The sequence below is a fragment of the Streptomyces sp. NPDC030840 genome (assembly GCF_055572015.1).
This window is the reverse complement of sequence record NZ_JBVIEE010000006.1, coordinates 199,957-216,820: the sequence shown is the minus strand read 5'-3', so window position 1 is coordinate 216,820 and position 16,864 is coordinate 199,957. Positions and strand designations below refer to the sequence as shown.

At 73.0% G+C, this 16,864-nt stretch carries 15 protein-coding genes and 1 pseudogene; 2 read left to right on the top strand and 14 right to left on the bottom strand.

The window, feature by feature from the left end:
• Positions 1 to 28 precede the first annotated feature (28 nt).
• The 4 genes from ACZ49J_RS16170 to ACZ49J_RS16155 form a co-directional block, all read right to left on the bottom strand.
• The gene (locus tag ACZ49J_RS16170; protein ID WP_467453031.1) at positions 29 to 427 is read right to left on the bottom strand and encodes a gas vesicle protein GvpO; all 399 of its coding nucleotides are present in this window, start codon (positions 425 to 427) and stop codon (positions 29 to 31) included.
• Between the two features lie 63 nt (positions 428 to 490).
• Entirely contained in the window at positions 491 to 1,444 is a 954-nt protein-coding gene (ligD, locus tag ACZ49J_RS16165; protein ID WP_467453032.1) for a non-homologous end-joining DNA ligase, read from the bottom strand.
• A gap of 55 nt (positions 1,445 to 1,499) precedes the next feature.
• Positions 1,500 to 3,347, bottom strand: a complete 1,848-nt coding sequence (locus tag ACZ49J_RS16160) for a transketolase (RefSeq protein WP_467453033.1) — start codon at positions 3,345 to 3,347, stop codon at positions 1,500 to 1,502.
• Complete coding sequence (locus tag ACZ49J_RS16155) at positions 3,344 to 4,948, bottom strand: NAD(P)/FAD-dependent oxidoreductase (RefSeq protein ID WP_467453034.1); 1,605 nt, start codon at positions 4,946 to 4,948, stop codon at positions 3,344 to 3,346. The genes ACZ49J_RS16160 and ACZ49J_RS16155 overlap by 4 nt, the downstream gene beginning before the upstream one ends.
• Before the next feature lie 138 nt (positions 4,949 to 5,086).
• On the opposite strand from ACZ49J_RS16155, the gene ACZ49J_RS16150 reads away from it, so the two are divergent.
• Positions 5,087 to 6,052 (top strand): TIGR03557 family F420-dependent LLM class oxidoreductase, encoded by a 966-nt coding sequence (locus tag ACZ49J_RS16150; RefSeq protein WP_467453036.1) that lies wholly within the window; start codon positions 5,087 to 5,089, stop codon positions 6,050 to 6,052.
• Between the two features lie 532 nt (positions 6,053 to 6,584).
• Here the strand turns inward: ACZ49J_RS16150 and ACZ49J_RS16145 are convergent.
• On the bottom strand, positions 6,585 to 7,067 hold the full coding sequence (locus tag ACZ49J_RS16145) for a phage holin family protein (RefSeq protein ID WP_467453037.1): 483 nt from the start codon (positions 7,065 to 7,067) through the stop codon (positions 6,585 to 6,587).
• 139 nt (positions 7,068 to 7,206) lie between these two features.
• On the opposite strand from ACZ49J_RS16145, the gene ACZ49J_RS16140 reads away from it, so the two are divergent.
• Positions 7,207 to 7,560 carry a VOC family protein gene (locus tag ACZ49J_RS16140; protein ID WP_467453038.1) on the top strand — a complete coding sequence of 118 codons (354 nt, stop codon included), beginning with the start codon at positions 7,207 to 7,209 and terminating at the stop codon, positions 7,558 to 7,560.
• A gap of 6 nt (positions 7,561 to 7,566) precedes the next feature.
• On the opposite strand, the gene ACZ49J_RS16135 is transcribed toward ACZ49J_RS16140, so the two are convergent.
• The 9 genes and pseudogenes from ACZ49J_RS16135 to ACZ49J_RS16095 all read right to left on the bottom strand — a co-directional run bounded on the left by ACZ49J_RS16135 (position 7,567) and on the right by ACZ49J_RS16095 (position 16,844).
• The gene (locus ACZ49J_RS16135) at positions 7,567 to 8,118 is read right to left on the bottom strand and encodes a GNAT family N-acetyltransferase (protein ID WP_467453039.1); all 552 of its coding nucleotides are present in this window, start codon (positions 8,116 to 8,118) and stop codon (positions 7,567 to 7,569) included.
• A 98-nt stretch (positions 8,119 to 8,216) separates the two neighbouring features.
• A complete protein-coding gene (locus ACZ49J_RS16130) occupies positions 8,217 to 10,013 on the bottom strand; it encodes a CocE/NonD family hydrolase (protein ID WP_467453040.1) in 1,797 nt (598 codons plus the stop codon).
• Positions 10,014 to 10,154: 141 nt separating this feature from the next.
• Entirely contained in the window at positions 10,155 to 11,081 is a 927-nt protein-coding gene (locus tag ACZ49J_RS16125) for a S66 peptidase family protein (RefSeq protein WP_467453249.1), read from the bottom strand.
• 23 nt (positions 11,082 to 11,104) lie between these two features.
• A complete protein-coding gene (locus ACZ49J_RS16120; protein WP_467453041.1) occupies positions 11,105 to 13,120 on the bottom strand; it encodes a dipeptidyl-peptidase 5 in 2,016 nt (671 codons plus the stop codon).
• A 15-nt stretch (positions 13,121 to 13,135) separates the two neighbouring features.
• Positions 13,136 to 14,461 carry a M20/M25/M40 family metallo-hydrolase gene (locus tag ACZ49J_RS16115; protein ID WP_467453043.1) on the bottom strand — a complete coding sequence of 442 codons (1,326 nt, stop codon included), beginning with the start codon at positions 14,459 to 14,461 and terminating at the stop codon, positions 13,136 to 13,138.
• The gene (locus ACZ49J_RS16110; protein WP_467453044.1) at positions 14,454 to 15,287 is read right to left on the bottom strand and encodes a M55 family metallopeptidase; all 834 of its coding nucleotides are present in this window, start codon (positions 15,285 to 15,287) and stop codon (positions 14,454 to 14,456) included. Before ACZ49J_RS16110 ends, ACZ49J_RS16115 begins: the two co-directional genes overlap by 8 nt.
• A 71-nt stretch (positions 15,288 to 15,358) precedes the next feature.
• On the bottom strand, positions 15,359 to 15,640 hold the full coding sequence (locus ACZ49J_RS16105; protein ID WP_467453250.1) for a DoxX family protein: 282 nt from the start codon (positions 15,638 to 15,640) through the stop codon (positions 15,359 to 15,361).
• Positions 15,641 to 15,705: 65 nt separating this feature from the next.
• Positions 15,706 to 16,038 (bottom strand): annotated as a pseudogene (locus ACZ49J_RS16100) (AMP-binding enzyme); the annotation flags it as partial.
• Between the two features lie 182 nt (positions 16,039 to 16,220).
• Positions 16,221 to 16,844 carry a TetR/AcrR family transcriptional regulator gene (locus ACZ49J_RS16095; RefSeq protein WP_467453045.1) on the bottom strand — a complete coding sequence of 208 codons (624 nt, stop codon included), beginning with the start codon at positions 16,842 to 16,844 and terminating at the stop codon, positions 16,221 to 16,223.
• Positions 16,845 to 16,864 lie beyond the last annotated feature (20 nt).

Here is a 16,864-nt window from a genome sequence, read left to right as displayed (position 1 = left end):
TCTTTGCGCTGCTGTGCGGGACGGCGGCCTATCGGCCGCCCCGCCGATGTGAGTCCGCCCGCCCGCGTTCGTAGCGTCGGACCCGCCGGTAACCGGTCAGCTCCCCGTCCCGGTCGAGCTCGACCTCGTAACCGGCGATCAGGCTCATCGTGTCCGGGACCCGCTCCAGCTCCAGGACCTCGACCTCCAGCGTCCAGCCGTCCTCGCTCTGCTCGAAGGACGTCACGGACTCCGGCGTCATGCCGGTCAGCTCCGCGAACTGGGCGCGCGCGTTGCGCAGCACCTCCATCGCGCCGGGCCGGTGGTCCGCCGTGTCGCTCTCCCGCTTGTTCGACGACGTGCTCTCCTCGCTCTCCGTCTGAGAGCTCCGTGACTTCCGTGAACTCTGTGGTTTCGACGTGTTGGATGTGTTCGATGTGTTCGCCATGGCCACCTCTGTCTCCGAGTGGCCCCCCGAACGTTGACCAAACCTCCACATCGCCCTACGGCGTCATCCGCGCAGGCGGTCCAGCCTCCGCCGGGCGGGCCCCAGGGCCCGGCCGCGCCGCATCAGTCCCCGCCACGGGTCGGTACGGGCCTGGTCGACGGCGTCCGCCACGGACCAGCGGCGGGCGTCGAGACCCGGGTCGTCGAGCTGGTCCCAGGCGAGCGGGGTGGCCACGGGCGCTCCAGGCCTGGCCCGCACGGTGAAGGGGGCGACCGCGGTCTGCGCGTACGCGTTGCGCTGTACGTCGAGGTACAGCCGGTCGCCACGGTCCTTCTTCCGGGCGGCCGTGGTGAGCTCGTCGGGGTGGTCGCGGGCGAGGAGCTCGGCGGCGTCCCGTGCGAACGCACGGACCTCGTCGAAGTCGTCGCGGCCGCCCAGCGGCACCACGACGTGCAGTCCGCGCGAGCCCGTGGTCATCAGGCCGGCCGGCAGTCCCAGGTCGTCGAGCAGGGCGCCGACCCACCGGGCCGCGCGCCGCACCTGGCCGAAGTCGTCCTCGGCCGGGTCGAGGTCGAAGACCAGGCGGTCGGGCCGGTCGAGGCCGCCGGCCCGGGACAGCCAGCGGTGCAGGGTGAGGCAGGCCTGGTCGGCGAGGTACACGAGGGTGGCCGTGTCGTCGCACACCGTGTGGCAGACGGTGCCGCCCTCCTTGGGCACCTCGATCCGCCTGATCCACTCCGGGTAGTGCTCCGGAGTGTTCTTCTGCATGAACCGCTGCCCGTCGACGCCGTCGGGGTGCCGTTCCAGCATCAGGGGGCGTCCGCGCAGGTGGGGCAGCAGGAAGGGGGCGACGGACCGGTAGTAGTCGACGAGGTCGCCCTTCGTGTACTCCTTGGCGTCACCGCGGTCGCCGTCGCCGCCACCGCCACCGCCACCGCCACCGGGGAAGAGCACCTTGTCCGGCCGGTGGATCTCCAGGGTGCGGCGGCCCGCCCGCACCGTGCGCGCGCCGGCCATCCCGGCCTCCCTCCCGCGGATCGCGGCTGGTTCCCTTCTCACGGATCGTGGCTGGTCAGGGCACTACGGCGTGCTCCACCAGCAGCCGGGCCGACGCCGCGATCGACTCGGCGTCGATGCCCGCGGCGTGCAGCTGCTCGGCGGGCGTGGCCGAGCCCGGCATGTTCCGTACGGCGAGCCGGACCAGGCGCGGCACCGGGCGCCCGTCCAGGAACGCGTCCAGCACCGCGTCGCCGATGCCGCCCTCCTCACGGTGGTCCTCGACGGTCACCAGGCACCCGGTGCGTTCGGCGGCCTCGCGCAGGGTGCGGCGGTCGACGGGCTTGACCGAGTACAGGTCGATGACCCGCGCCCTGATGCCCTCGCCCTCCAGCACCTCGGCCGCGGCGAGCGCCTCGTGAACGGTGACGCCGGCCGCGACGAGCGTGAGCCGGTCGTCGTCACTGGCCTTCAGCACCTTGCTCCCGCCGACGGGGAACTCCTCGGTCGGGCTGTAGATCACGGGGCCCGCCCCGCGCGACGTCCGCAGGTAGCGGATGCCCTCCAGGCCCGCCATGGCGGCGGTCAGCTTGGCCGTCTGGTTGGCGTCGCACGGGTACAGCACGGTCGAACCGTGCAGCGAGCGGAACATCGCCAGGTCCTCCAGGCCCATCTGCGAGGGCCCGTCCTGGCCGATGGCGACGCCCGCGTGCGAGCCGACGAGGTTCAGCCCGGAACCGCTGATCGACGCCATGCGCACGAAGTCGTGGGCGCGGGTGAGGAACGCGGCGAACGTGGACGCGTACGGCACCCAGCCGCGTGCGGCCATCCCGACCGCGGTGGCGACCATCTGCTGCTCGGCGATGTAGCACTCGAAGAAGCGGTCGGGGTGTTCCTTGGCGAAGAACTCCGAGCGCGTGGAGTCGCTGACCTCGCCGTCCAGGGCGACGATGTCGCCGCGTGCCGTTCCGAGGGCGGCGAGGGCCTTTCCGTAGGCGTCACGCGTCGCGACCTCCTCGCCGACCTCGAAGCGCGGCAGGTCCAGGTGGCCGGTGCGCACGGCGTGCAACATCCGGGCGGCGGGCGGCGGCTGGACCTCGATGTGCAGGTCGCGGACGCCACCGAGCTCCGCGATGGCCTCGTCGGCCTCCGGCAGCGGCTTGCCGTGCAGCCCCTCGCGGTCCTGAACGGACTCGACGCCCTTGCCCTTGAGCGTGCGGGCGAGGATCACGGTGGGCTGACCGCTGGTGGACAGGGCCTCGCCGTACGCCCGGTCGACCGCGTCCACGTCGTGCCCGTCGACCTCGATGGTGTGCCAGTCGAAGGCCTTGAAGCGGCGGGCGTACGCGTCGAGGTCGTGCCCGTGCCGGGTGGGTCCGCGCTGGCCGAGCCGGTTGATGTCGGCGATCAGGACGAGGTTGTCGAGGTGCTCGTACCCGGCGTGCTCGGCGGCCTCCCAGACGGAGCCCTCGGCGAGTTCGCTGTCACCGCACAGGACCCACACGCGGTAACCCGTGCGGTCGAGCCGCTTGCCGGCCAGCGCGAGGCCGACGCCGACGGGCAGCCCCTGGCCGAGCGAGCCGGTGGCGGTCTCCACCCACGGCAGGCGCTGCGGGGTCGGGTGCCCTTCGAGCCGGCTGCCGAGCTTGCGGTAGGTCATCAGCTCGGTCTCGCTGATGGCGCCGACCGACTTGTACGCGGCGTACAGCAGCGGGGTGGCGTGGCCCTTGGAGAGGACGAAACGGTCGTTGGCAGGGTGCTGGGGGCGCTCGAAGTCGTAGCGGAGGTGGCGGGCGAGCAGGACGGCCATCAGATCGGCCGCCGACATGGAGGAGGTGGGGTGGCCCGAGTGCGCGGCGGCGGCCGCGCGGACGCTGTCGACGCGCAACTGCTGGGCGTACTCGGTGAGCTGACGGGTCTTCATGAATCCTCCTCCGTCCCTTCCTGCTCCGCGGTCCGCGCCGGTCCGCTGTCCGTCTTCTTCACCGGCCCCGGCTTGTCCGGCTCGGTTCCGGACGCCTCCGCCGGCCGGGGATCCGGCGACTTCACCGGCGCGGGCTGGTTCGCGCTGTCCCGCTCCTCGGCCGTCCTCGGCTTCTGAGGCGCTCCGGGCACTGCCGTGGGCCCGGGCTTCCCGGGTGCCTCCTGCGGCTCGGCCGGGCCGGTCGCGCCGGGCTTCCCGGGTGCCTCCCCGGTCCGTTCCCGTCCCGCGGACCTCGGTTCTCCCGGCACCCGCGCCAGCTCCGGCGATGCCGTGTCCAGGGGCACCGACCAGGACCGTACGAGCCCCAACTGGACGCCCTGGCGCGGCAGTACGGCGTCGAGCAGCCAGTCGGCGGCGACCCGGACACGGTTGCCGGGCATGGCGGCGAGGTGGTACCCGCGGGTGACGGCGCCGGCGATCGGGCCGGACAGCGGGATGCCGAGGGGGTTGGCCGCGGCCTTGACGCCGCCGAGGTCGACGGTGAAGCCCATGTCGCGGTGGCGGTAGGCGCGCCGTTCGCCCCTGCCGAAGGAGGCGAGGACGTTGTGGGCGGCGACCTTGCCCTGCCGCCAGGCGTGCTGCGCCGTCATCGGCGTGTACTGGCCCGGCTTCTCCAGGTCCGGCACGGCGGCCGCGTCGCCGCAGGCGAACACCTCGGGGTGACCCGGCACCTGAAGGTGCGGGTCGACGAGCAGCCGCCCGCGTTCCAGGGGCTGTCCGATGCCCTCGACGAACGGATCGGGCCGGACGCCCACGCACCACACGAGGGTGTTCGTCTCGACGAACTCCCCGTCGCTGAGCCGCACTCCGGTGGGCGTTGCCTCCTGCACGGACGTCCCCGTGCGCACGTCCACGCCCCGCTCACGCAGTACGCGGTCGGCGGTGCGGGAGAGCCGCTGGTCCAGTTCGGGCAGCACGCGCGGCGCGATGTCGAGCAGCATCCAGCGCGGCCGCATGCCCTCCCGCAGGGGCTGCTTGCGCACCAGCGCGTCGGTGTACAGCTGCCCGTGGGCCGCGACCTCGGTGCCCGTGTACCCCGCGCCGACGACCACGAAGGTGCAGCGCGCCGCGCAGCTCTTCGGGTCCTCGGACGCGGCGGCGAGTTCGACCTGCCGGGTCACGTGGTCGCGCAGGTACAGCGCCTCGGGCAACCCGCGGAATCCGTGCGCGTGCTCGGCGACACCCGGGATGGGCAGCAGCTTGTTGACGCTGCCGACGGCGAGCACGAGCCGGTCGTAGCCCAGCGTGCCTCCGTCGCCCTCCGGGTCGGTGTAGTGCACGGTGCGCGCCTCGAGGTCGATGCCGTCGGCCTCGCCGAGCACCAGCCGTACGTGCGGCAGGGTGCCGGCGAGGGAGACACTGACACGGCGCGGCTCCAGGATTCCGGCGGCGACCTGGGGCAGCAGGGGCAGGTACAGAAAGTAGTCGGTCGGGTTGAGCAGGGTGATGTCGGCCTTGTTCCGGGTCAGCCGCGACAGTTCGCGGGCCGTCCGGTAGCCGGCGAAGCCGGCACCGACGATCACAATGCGGGGTCGACTCACGGTTCGCCTCCGGCGAGGTCGCGTACGGGCCTTCCGCGTCCCCCTGGGCAGGGCACCCAAACGTCCGGTGGGTTTCTCCCCCGGCCCCCGGGTACCCGTACCGCTGCCCGACCCGCCCCCGTTCCGGAGGTACCTCCCATGCCCGAGTACGGCTACTTCCTGTCGACCGAGGAGTTCGGTCCGGCGGATCTGATCGAGCAGGCGAGGATGGCCGAGCAGGCCGGGTTCCAGTGCCTGTGGATCTCCGACCACTACCACCCGTGGAACGACGCGCAGGGCCAGAGCCCGTTCGTGTGGTCCGTGATCGGCGCGCTCTCCGAAGCCGTGTCGCTGCCGATCGAGACGGCCGTGACCTGCCCGACCGTCAGGATGCACCCGGCGGTGGTGGCCCATGCGGCGGCGACCAGCGCGGTGCAGACGGGCGGCCGGTTCCGTCTCGGCGTGGGGACGGGGGAGGCCCTGAACGAGCACGTCCTCGGCGACCGGTGGCCGCCCACGCACGTGCGCCTGGAGATGCTGGAGGAGTCGATCCAGGTGATGCGGCGCCTGTTCACCGGCGAGGAGGTCAACCACCAGGGCACCCACTACACGGTGGAGAACGCCCGCCTCTACACGGTTCCCGACGAGCCCATTCCGATCGACATCTCCGGCTTCGGCCCCAAGGCCACCGCGCTCGCGGGACGGATCGGCGACGGCTACATCACGATGGCGCCCGACGAGCCGATGGTGTCGCAGTTCCGCAAGAGCGGCGGAGGCGGCAAGCTCGTCAGCGGCGGCATGAAGCTGTGCTACGGCCAGGACCGCGACGAGGCGGTCCGCACGGTGCGCGAGCTGTGGCCGAACCAGTTCCTGCCCGGCGAGATGGGCCAGATCCTGCCGACGCCCCGTCACTTCGAGCAGCTGGCACCGCTGGTCACCGACGAGATGGTGCGCGAGAACACGGTGTGCGGGGACGACGTCGACGAACACGTCGCGGCCCTCAACGCCTTCGCGGAGGCGGGTTTCGACCGTGTGTACGTCAACCAGATCGGCCCCGACCAGCGTGGGTTCTTCGACTTCTACCGCACGAAGGTGCTGCCGCAGCTGCAGCAGGCCGCGTCCTGACCCCTGACCGGGTCCTGCCCGGTGATGTCACCGCGGATTCTCGGCCCGGACGGTGTTCCCCTCTCCTCGCCGTCCGGGCCGAGTACGGCCGCACGCCAGACACCCGCGCAGGCACCCGCGGCGGTCGGCCTGCCGCCCCACCGCCGGCACGGCATCGTCGTACGCACACGGATCCTGACCCTGACCGTGGTCCGATCCCCTGTCCGTCCGATCCCCTGTCCATGGTCCGATCCCGGGTGTCCATGGTCCGATCCCGGAAGGCCGTCTCCCTGCGCGACCTGGCCCGACAGATCGCACGGCACCGCCAACGCGACTGGCCCAGGGCGCGCTGCGAGCCCGGGCGCGGCCCCGGTCGAGCCGGGCGACCCGGGTTCCCCCGCGCGGAGGCGGCGCAGGCCGTCGCCCGGCCCACGCCGCCTCCGGCCACGGCGCCCCGCACCAGCCGCCGTTGACGCAGCACGTTCCCGTTCCCGTTCCCTGTCCCGAGGTCCCGAGCGGTGGTGGCGTTCGTGTCGAAGGACCGCCGCCCCGGTCAGCGCTCCCGCTGGTGCGGGGCGCCGTGGCCGGCGTCGTCCGGGCGCGGCGTCGCCGTCCCCGTGCCGCCGGCCTGGCCGGGGGCGACGGACGGCATCGGCGGAACGCCCGGGCCCGCCCCGCCCGCGGCCGCCGCGCGGGACGTACCGGCCACGACGTCCGCGTCGTGCGCGGAGGCAGGGCGGGACGCCGACGGGCGCGCCGCGGCGCGCAGCGCGTAGGCCACGGCGCCCAGCACCACGGCCGTGATCAGCGCGGCGGCCCAGTCGGGCAGGCCCAGCGCGAGCAGCAGTCCGAGGGTGAGCGCGAGCGCGGCACCCGCGTAGAGGGCGACGGTGCCGGACGCGGCGTACAGCATGGCCGTACGGCGCTGCTTGCGGGTCTGCTCCCGCAGTTCGTCGCGTACGGTCTCGCGGGCCACCTGCGCCAGCTCGTCGACCAGGTGCCTGTCGAGATGTTCGAGATGATCCAAGCGATTCATGGCCCACCGGGTACCCGTGGCCCTTCCCGCTTAACTCCGGGTGTGACGGCACCCGTCACACCCGGTGGATTCCGGGGAGATCCTGAGGATCCACGGAAAACGATCTCCTGCTCTGTCGGCCCCAACTAGGCTCGGCCCCATGGAAATTCTGGGAGCCACGCTGCGCATCTGCGTCGACGACCTGGAGACCACGGTCCCCTTCTACGAACGGCTCGCGGGCGGCCGAGCCCTGCGTTTCGAGCGCGGTGGCGTCCAGGTGGCCGCCGTCGGCTGCTTCCTGCTGATGAGCGGCCCCGAGGCCGAGTTGGAGGTCCTCCGCAAGGTCGCCGCCACCATCGCCGTCAAGGACGTCGACGAGGCCCACCAGGTTCTCACCGACTCGGGCGCCCACATCGTGGCGGGCCCGGTGGCGACACCCGTGGGCCGCAACCTGATCGCGATGCACCCGGACGGCTCCATCTACGAGTACGTGGACCGCCGCGGCCCCGAGTGAGGACCCCTAACGCTCCCTGGCGGCCATCTCGGTGGTGATGGCCCACCGCTCGTGGTCCCGCCACGCTCCGTCGATGAAGAGGAAGTCCGGCGAGAACCCCTCCAGCCGGAAGCCGCAGCGCCTGGCGAGCGCGATGGACGCGGCGTTGCGTGGCTGCGCGTTGATCTCCAGCCGGTGCAGGCCCATGGTGGTGAAGGCGTACTCGACGACGAGCCGCAGCCCCTCGGTCATGAGCCCCCGCCCGGCGGCGTGCGCGAAGGCACCGTAGCCGAGGGCCCCGCACAGGAACGCGCCCTCGACGATGTTGTTGATGTTGATGTATCCCGCGATGGCCCCGTCGTCCTTCTCGCAGACGAGGAACCCGGCCCTCGTCGGGTCCTCGATCAGCTTCCCCGCGTAGGCGGCGTAGGTGGTGGAGGTGACCGGCGGGTACAGCCACGGGTGGTGCAGGTCCCTGCTCTCGCGCGCCCGGGCGGTGAACTCGGCGCCGTCGTCGTACGTGAAGTGCCGGATTCCCACGCGGGGGCCTTCGGCGAGGTAAGGAGCGGTGTCGGACACTCCGCCACGGTACGCCGTGCTCGCACCGTCCGCCGCCCGGAAACCTTCGGCCCGGAAGCCGGCGGCCTAGAGCCCGGCGAGGGCCTCCGGGCCGGAGTTCAGCGGACGACCGGCAGCCGCAGCAGCCCCGTGTCCTCAGGTGTGCTGCTGACCGTGACCCGCTTGGTGCCGCGGTTGCCGATGTACGCGTCGTCACTGGCCGCGACCACGAACCGCAGCCGGTGCCCCGCCTCGAACCGGTGCACGATGCCCGGCAGCGACACGGTGAACCGCTTGGTGACGTCCGGCACGCGCACGGGTGCCACCAGCCGGCGGACGAGGGTCTGCGTGCCGTCGGGCGCGACGTCGTACAGCTTCGCGAACAGCACGAGCCTGTCCGCCGCGTCCCCCGAGCCCTGCACCCGCTCGGCATCCGGAGAGGTCACCCGGAGCGTGGCCCGTGGCGCGCCCACGACGTCGACCGGTGCGGTGAGGGGACTCGTCGTCCAGGCGAGATACGTCCCCCGCGTGTCGTACGGCGCCGGATCGGGCAGGCCCAGCTGCCCGGCGAGGGAACTCTCGGAATGGCTCGTCGGCGTCGGCCCGTTGGTGTAGGAGCGGCTGCCCCGGGTGACCTTCTCGCGGCTGTCGACGAGGGTGCCGTCCCCGGAGAGGTACAGGGTCTCGGTGAGGGCGGGCACCTGGGCGGCCGTCGCGTACGTGCGCCCCGGGTCCGTGATCCAGTCCCGGTGGTACGCGAACGCCGGTCCCGTGTCGACGGGGCGGCGGAGCAGGTGGCGGTCGAACCAGGCGAGGATGCGGCGGCCGACGTAACTGGTCTCCAGGTTGCCCCGCGCCAGGTCGAGTTCGCCGGCCGCCGGGTTGGTTCCGCCGCCGCTGTGGCCCCACGACTGCCAGATCATCCTGGCCTCGGTGCCCTGCGCGGTGAGCGTCCGGTACGTGGCCGTCGCCTCGTTGAGGTTGAACAGGCTGTCCGCCTGGCCCTGGACCAGAAGGGTCGGCGCCCTGACCTTGCCGAGGTAGGAGACGGGGGACACGCTGCGGGCGTACGCCAGGAGCCGCTTGGTCCGGTCCGCCGGGTAGCTCCCCGAGTTCAGCGTCCGGATCGTCTCGCACGCCCGGCTCACGAAGTGCAGACAGCGCAGGGAGTTGACGCGGGACGGGTCGAGGTTCGGCGCGAGCAGCGGCTGGCCCTCTCCCATCAGGTAGAAGCCGTTGGTCCACTGCCACTTGAAGGCTCCGGGCACCGCGGCGGCACCCGCCGCGTTGTTCGGGTCGAGCGAGTAGACGAGGTCGTTCCAGGTGATCAGCGGGACGAGCGCGTCGACGCGGTGGTCGACGGAGGCCGTCGCCAGTTGCACGGCGCCGCCGTACGACGCGCCGATCATGCCGACCCTCGGGTCTTTCTCGCCGTCCCGGGTGACGAAGTCGGCCTTCGTACCGTCGTCGGCGGCTCGCGTGCCCGCCAGGAAGTCGACGAGCCGGGAGGCCGCCGCGCCGTCGACACGCGGGTCGTCGAGGGAGATCAGACAGCCTGACCGGCCGAAGCCGAGGCCGGAGTAGACGAGTCCGACGTAGCCCCGGGCCGCGAACGCCTTGCCGATGGCGTCGGTCGAGCCGTCCGACTTGCTGCCTCCGAAGCCGTTGGTGGCGAGCACGGCGGGCGCCCGGTGGGCGCGGTCCACGCCCGCCGGGCGGTAGAGGTCGGCGTCGATCGCGCAGGTCCGGCCGCCTGCCTGGACGGTGAACCTGAGCGGGGTGACGGTGTACTGACCGGCCGTCGGTGCGGGCGCCGCGGTCAGGAGCGGAACGGTCAGCGCCGTGCCGAGAACGAGGGTGAGCAGGGATCGGGTTCTGGACGCACGAGTGCGGCGACGGGACACGAGGACCTCCACGCAGAGGACACGCGACTACCAACCAGTCAGTAACTGTCGGTAGTCATGTTGTGACACCGGCGAGGAAGGGTCAATCACCGGTTCGTGCGTTTCCTGAGGGAGATTCGGTGAAGGAGGGTCCCGTCGGCGACTGCTCGCGGCTCACACCAGTGCCGGCTCGTCCAGCGTCAGGGTGCCCGCGTCCGCGTCCAGTTCGGCGCTCACTCCGAACGGGATCGTCAGTGCTCCCTCCCCGTGCCCGAACCCGAACTCCTCCACGACCGGAACTCCGAGCCCCGCGATCCGGTCGGTGAGCAGGGCGCGCACCTCGTCGTACGGAGCGCACTCGGCCCAGGAGCCGAGGAGGATCCCGCTGACGCCGTCGAGCCACCCCGCGCGCAGCAGCTGGGTGAGGTAGCGGTCGAGGCGGTACGTCTCCTCGCCGACGTCCTCCAGACAGAGCAGCCCTCCGCGTGCCGAGGGCCGGGCGTGACGGCCGCCCAGTTCGGCGGCGAGCAGGCAGAGGCAGCCCCCGAGCAGGACGCCCCGGGCCCGCCCGGGCACCAGCGCGGTCGTGCCGGCGGGGGCGATGGTCCGTACCGTCTCCGGCTCGAAGAGCGTGGCCCGCAGATGCTCCTGGGCCCGTGCGTTCTTGAGGAAGTCGACGCCCGCCGTCATCGGCCCGTGCAGCGTGACGAGCCCGGCGCGGGTCGCGAACGCCTCGTGCAGCGCGGTGATGTCGCTGAACCCGACGAACACCTTGGGGCCCGCGGCCCGCATCGCGTCCCAGTCGAGCAGGTCCACCATGCGCTGCGCCCCGTAGCCGCCGCGGGCGCACAGCACGGCGTCCACGGACGGGTCGCACCAGGCGGCCTGGAGGTCGGCGGCCCGGTCGGCGTCCGTGCCCGCGAGGTAGTCGAACCGGGCATGCCGGTCGAGCACATGGGGCGCCACGACGGGGTCCAGGTCCCAGCCGCGCAGGAGGTCGAGCCCGGTGCTCAACCGCTCCTCGGGCACCGGTCCGCTGGGCGCGACGACCGCCACGCGGGCTCCGGAGGCGAGGCGCGCGGGCCGGGTCAGCGGGGCCAGGGGGGCCTGGGGGTTCGGTGGTGTCACTTGGCGAGCTCCAGGGTGGGGATTCCGGGTGGGTTCAGGCCGAAGACCTGTGCGTACAGGGAGAGTTCCGACTCCAGCACGCGCACCATGGTGTCGGCCCGCCGGAATCCGTGCCCCTCGCCCTCGAACGCGATGTACGCGTGGGGCACGCGCCGTCCCTCCATCCTCGCCAGGAACCGCTCGCACTGCGCGGGCGGGCAGATCACGTCGTCGAGCCCCTGCAGGAGGAGGAACGGCGCGGTGACCCGCTCGGCGTGCTCGGCGGGCGAGCGCTCCGCGTACCGTGCGGGCACCTCGGCGAGCGGGCCGACCAGGGTCTCCAGGTACTGCGACTCGAAGTCGTGGGTCTCCCCCGAGCCCCAGGCCGTGAGGTCGAGGATCGGGTACAGGATCGTGCCGCAGGCGTAGACGTCGGTCGTGGCGAGGGACGCGGCCGTGGTCCAGCCGCCGGCGCTGCCGCCCCGGATGGCCAGCCGCGCGCGGTCGGCGGTGCCCTCGTCGGCGAGCGCGAGGGCGACGGCCGCGCAGTCCTCGACGTCGACGACACCCCACTGCTCGCGCAGCCGGTTGCGGTAGGCCCGGCCGTGCCCGGTGGACCCGCCGTAGTTGACCTCGGCGACGCCGATGCCGCGGGAGGTGAAGTAGGCGATCGCCAGGTCCAGGACCAGCGGGGCGCGGCTGGTGGGGCCGCCGTGGGCCCACACCACGTAGGGCGGCAGTTCGTCGCCGGGTGCCACGTGGTCCGGGTGGTGCGGCGGGTACACGTGCGCGTGGATCTCGCGTCCTGCGGGTCCGTGGAAGGTGCGGATCTGCGGTTCCGGGTAGTACGCCGGGTCCACCGGGTCGTCGTGCGCGGCACCGATCACCCGGGCGTGGCCGATGGGGGTGCCCCCGCGCGAGCTCGTTCGAGCGTGGGGGACGGCGTCCAGCTCGACGACCTCGTAGGCGCTGCGGGGGCTCGCCCCGATGCCGAGGACGCGGCTGCCGTGCGCGGCGAGCGACGGTGCGAACTCCGTCCAGGGGCCGGCCGCGTCGACGACCTCGCCGGTCTCCGGGTCGAGAATGCCGAGCACGGTGGCGCCGCGCCCGTGCACGACCGCGATCAGTCCGTTCTCCAGCGGGGCGAACCAGCGCAGCCCGATCTGCCACAGCGGCCCGCCGAACTCCTCGTCCCGCGGGCAGAGGGCTCTCTCCCGGCCGTCCTGCCCCACTCCGTACAGGTTCCACCAGCCCGTTCGGTCGCCCGCGTACACGAGGGTGCCGTCGGCGGCCCAGTCCACCTGGGCGATGGACACCTCCGGGCCGCCCGCCACGGTCCGCGGCTCCCGGAACGCGCCGTCCTCGGTCACGTCGGCGACGACCAGTTCCGTGCCGTCCCAGGGCATCCGCGGGTGGTCCCAGGCGAGCCAGGCCGCGCGCCGCCCGTCGGGTGACACGCGGGGGCCCGTGACGAAGCCGTGGCGGGCGTCGGTCAGTTCCCGTACGGCGTCCTGGTCCTGGGCCGCCGAGCCGTCCAGGGGTACGGCGGCGAGGACGCGCCGTACGTCGGTGGGGCCGTCGCCGGTGAACTCCTCCAGGACGCACCACACCTCGTCCCGGTCGGGCCGGAGCAGGGGGTCCACCCAGCGCAGGCCGCCGCCCACCGGGGACAGCGGGGTCAGGGGCTGCGGCTCGCCGTCCGCCGTGTACCGGTAGAGCCGCTGGTCGGCGAAGTTCACGAACACCACCAGGGGCTCGCCGTCCCGTACCGTTCCGGCCCAGGGCTGTCCGCCGTACTCGATGACGCGGCTGCGCACGTTCCACGGCGCGGGCAGCACCGACTCCTCGGTGCCTTCGGCCCGGCGTCTGACGAGGGTGCGCCGGCCGCCCTCGGTGGGCCGCGGCTCGGTCCACCAGGCCTCCTCGCCGACGAAGCCCACGAACTCGGCGTGGCCGTCGTGCGTGGCGGCGAGCCTCGCGTCGATCGGCGAGGGCCACGAACCGTACGCCAGCGTGTGCACCTGATCCCCCATTTCGGTCGTGTGGTCCTAGGCCGTCCGCAGAAAGCGGTCCAGGACTTCTACCCCGAAGTGCAGTGCCTCGACCGGTACGCGCTCGTCGACACCGTGGAACATCGCCCCGTAGTCGTAGCCCTCCGGCAGCTTCAGCGGGGTGAAGCCGTAGCCGGTGATGCCGAGCCGGGAGAACTGCTTGGCGTCCGTGCCGCCCGACATGCAGAACGGCACCACGTGGCCCTCGGGCGCGAACTCCTCGACGGCGGCCCGCATCCGCGCGTACGTCGGCGAGTCCACGGGCGACTGGAGGGCCACCTCGCGGTGGTGGAACTCCCACTCCACGTCGGGCCCGGTGAGCTCGTCCAGGGTGGTGCGGAACTCGTCCTCGCCGCCGGGCAGATACCGGCCGTCCACGTACGCGACGGCCTCCCCCGGGATCACGTTGATCTTGTAACCGGCGTTCAGCATGGTCGGGTTGGCGCTGTTACGGACCGTGGGCTCGACGAACGCGGCGGCCGGGCCGAGCTTGTCGAGCAGTCCGTCGACGTCGCCGAGGTCGGGCTCGATGCCGTACAGCGCGGCGAGCTCCGTGAGGGAGGCGCGCACGGTCGGGGTGAGCCGGACGGGCCACTCGTGGGCGCCTATGCGCGCGATGGCCTCCGCCAGCCGGGTGACGGCGTTGGCGTTGTTCACCTTGGAGCCGTGGCCCGCCCGGCCGCGCGCGGTGAGCTTCAGCCAGCCGGTGCCGCGCTCGCCCGCCGCGATGGGGTAGATCTGCCGGCCCGCGCCGTCGTGGAAGGTGAACGCCCCGGACTCGCTGATGCCTTCGGTGCACCCCTCGAACAGCGGGGCGTGCCGGTCGGCGAGGAACCCGGAGCCGTCCTCGGCGCTGGCCTCCTCGTCGGAGGTGAAGGCGATCACGATGTCACGCCGGGGCCGCACCCCGAGGCGCGTCCAGGCGCGCACGACGGCGAGGATCATCGCGTCCATGTTCTTCATGTCGACCGCGCCCCGGCCCCAGACGACGCCGTCGCGGATCTCACCGGAGAACGGGTGCACGGTCCAGTCCTCCGCCCGGGCGGGCACGACGTCCAGGTGACCGTGGACGAGCATCGCGCCGGCGGACGGGTCGGTGCCCTCGACACGCGCGACGACGTTCGTGCGCCCCTTGGTGCGCTCCAGCAGCGTCGGCTCAAGACCGGCACCCGCCAGTTGCCCGGCGGCGTACTCGGCGGCCGGGCGCTCCTGGCAGTCCCCGCCGCCGCGGTTGGTGGTGTCGATGCGGATGAGGTCGGAGGTGAACCGCACGACCTCGTCGAGCGCCTGCTGGTCGACCTGTCGTCGCGTGTTGTCAGCCATACTGCTCCTCCACGGCGGCCGAGACGATCGTGGTGACCGCCTTGAACGTGCGAATGCCCTCGTACATGGTCGCGCTGGTGTAGGCGGCCTTCCGCTCCCCGATCCGGTCCACGCCCGGGACGACGGTCGCCGCCATCGCCAGGTGCTCGGCGTCGAACTCCAGCGCCACGGTGAACGGCCCGCCGTGGACGGGGTCGTGACGCACCGCCAGCCGGGCCGCCTCCTTGGCCGCCGCGCGGATGTCGGCGGCCGTTCTGGCCGGTGTCCGGCACACGGCCGCGTACCGCGACACGTGGTCCTTGACCGCGACCTTGAGTGCCTCGGGCGCGTAGCCGAGGGCGTCCTCGCACGCCACGTCGTCGCCGGTGACGAGGACGACCGGGACGCCGTACTCGGCGACGACGTGCGCGTTCAGCAGCCCCTCGCTCGCGCGTACGTCGTTGATCCACACCCCGGTGATCTGGTTCGCGAGGTAGGTGTGGGCGAGGACGCCCTCCATGCCCGCGCCCGCGTGGTAGCCGACGAACGCGATGCCGTCCACGTCCCCGTGCTGCACGCCCTCGACCATGGACAGGGACTTGTGACGTCCGGTCAGCATCTCGGCCCGCTCGTCGAGACGCTCGAGGAGCAGGTTGCGCATCGACCAGTGCGCCTCGTTGATCAGCACCTCGTCCGCCCCGCCGTCGAAGAAGCCGAGCACCGCCGCGTTCACGTCGGAGGTGAACATCGACCGGCACCGCTCCCACTGCGGTGTCCCCGGCAGCACATCGGCCGGCCAGGTCACGCCGGTGGCGCCCTCCATGTCGGCGCTGATGAGGATCTTCATGGTGCCTCACGTTACGCGCCGGCAGGAGAACTTCCCACGAGGCGAAGCGGAAGGGGCCGGGGCCCGGGACGTCAGCCGGCCGCGACCGCCGCGCCGACGCGGGCCATCGCCGGCAGGGCGAGTACGGCGGCGGGCAGGGCTCGCAGGGGCGGGTCGCCGTGGCGCGGGTGGGCCGCCGCCCCGGCCGTGAGCAGCGCCAGGCCGGTCGCGGCGACGACCCCGAGCGGGGCTGACGCCAGGCCGAGGAGGAGACCGACGGCACCGGCCGCCTCCAGGGAGCCGATGACGCGGTGCCGGCCCGGTGACATGCCGAGATGCGCCGCCGTCCGGCGCGTGAACGGCACCGCGGCGATCTTCGCGAGGCCCTACGCGGCGAAGACCAGGGACAGCGCGACGGCGAGGGTGGTCTGCGCGGTCGTCATGCCGAACGCTCCCGGTGTGCGGCGCCGATGCGGACGTAGTGGCCGATGAGGTCGGGCACGTCCACCGTCGCGGGATGGGCGACCTGTTCCGCCCTGGAGGATGCGCTTGACGGGGCCCTCCAGCTTCTTGCCGGTGCGGGTGTGCGGGATGCCCGGCACTTCGATGATCTCGTCGGGGACGTGGCGGGGTGAGGCGCCGGTGCGGATGGCATCACGGATGCGCTCGCGCAGGCCGTCGTCCAGCGTCACCCCGGCCGCCGGGACCACGAACAGCGGCATCCAGTAGCCGCGTTCAGTTCCTCCGCGCCGATGACGAGCGCCTCACTGACAATGCCGGGCGTCCCGCCGGACGACGTCCACGACGTCGCCCGGCGCCCCCTCCCCGACCTCCTGACCATCCGCCGACCATCCGCGTCCACACGGACGACGGGCTCGGGCGGAAGGCGACGCGCGGCCGGTGAAGCGGGCGCCAGCGCAGCACAACGACGACACACCACGACACACCACGGCACTACCGGCGAACCGCCGCGCGCACCTCCGCGGCGGCGAGCTCCCGATCCACGCCAACGGCGACCAGCGTGGCGGCCGCCGCGCGGGTGCCGTCGTCCGTCCAGGTCCCGGCGTTCACGCACTCCAGGAGCCCCAGCAGATACCCCTCCAGCGCCCGGCTCAGCGGGCCGGGCGGAACGCCGGTCTGGAAGACCCCCTGCCGCTGGCCCTGGGCGATGATCTCCGCCATCGTCTCGCGCGCGGGGGCGAGGACCTCGTCGGCCCGCCCGGCGCCGAGGTCCTGGGGTGCGAGGCCGAGCAGCATGCGGTAGCGGTCACCGACGGGCCACACGGCGAGCACGAAGCGCGCCAGGGCCGTGACGGCGTCCGGTCCTGGCACCTCCGGGACCGCCAGCACCTCCCGCAACGCCCGCTCGGCGTCCTCCACCAGCCCCTCCACGAGCGCGGCCCGGCCGGCGAAGTGCCCATAGACGGTACGCCGCACCACGCCCGCCGCCTCGGCGATGTCACCGAGGCTGCTGTCGGGGTCACGGCCGAGTTCCCGCCTGGCCGCCTCGAGGATGCGGGCCCGGGTGAGGCGGGTCCGGGTGCGGCCCTGCGGGCCTGCGACGCGTGCGGGGGTCATGGCGGGGCCTCCGGTCGGCG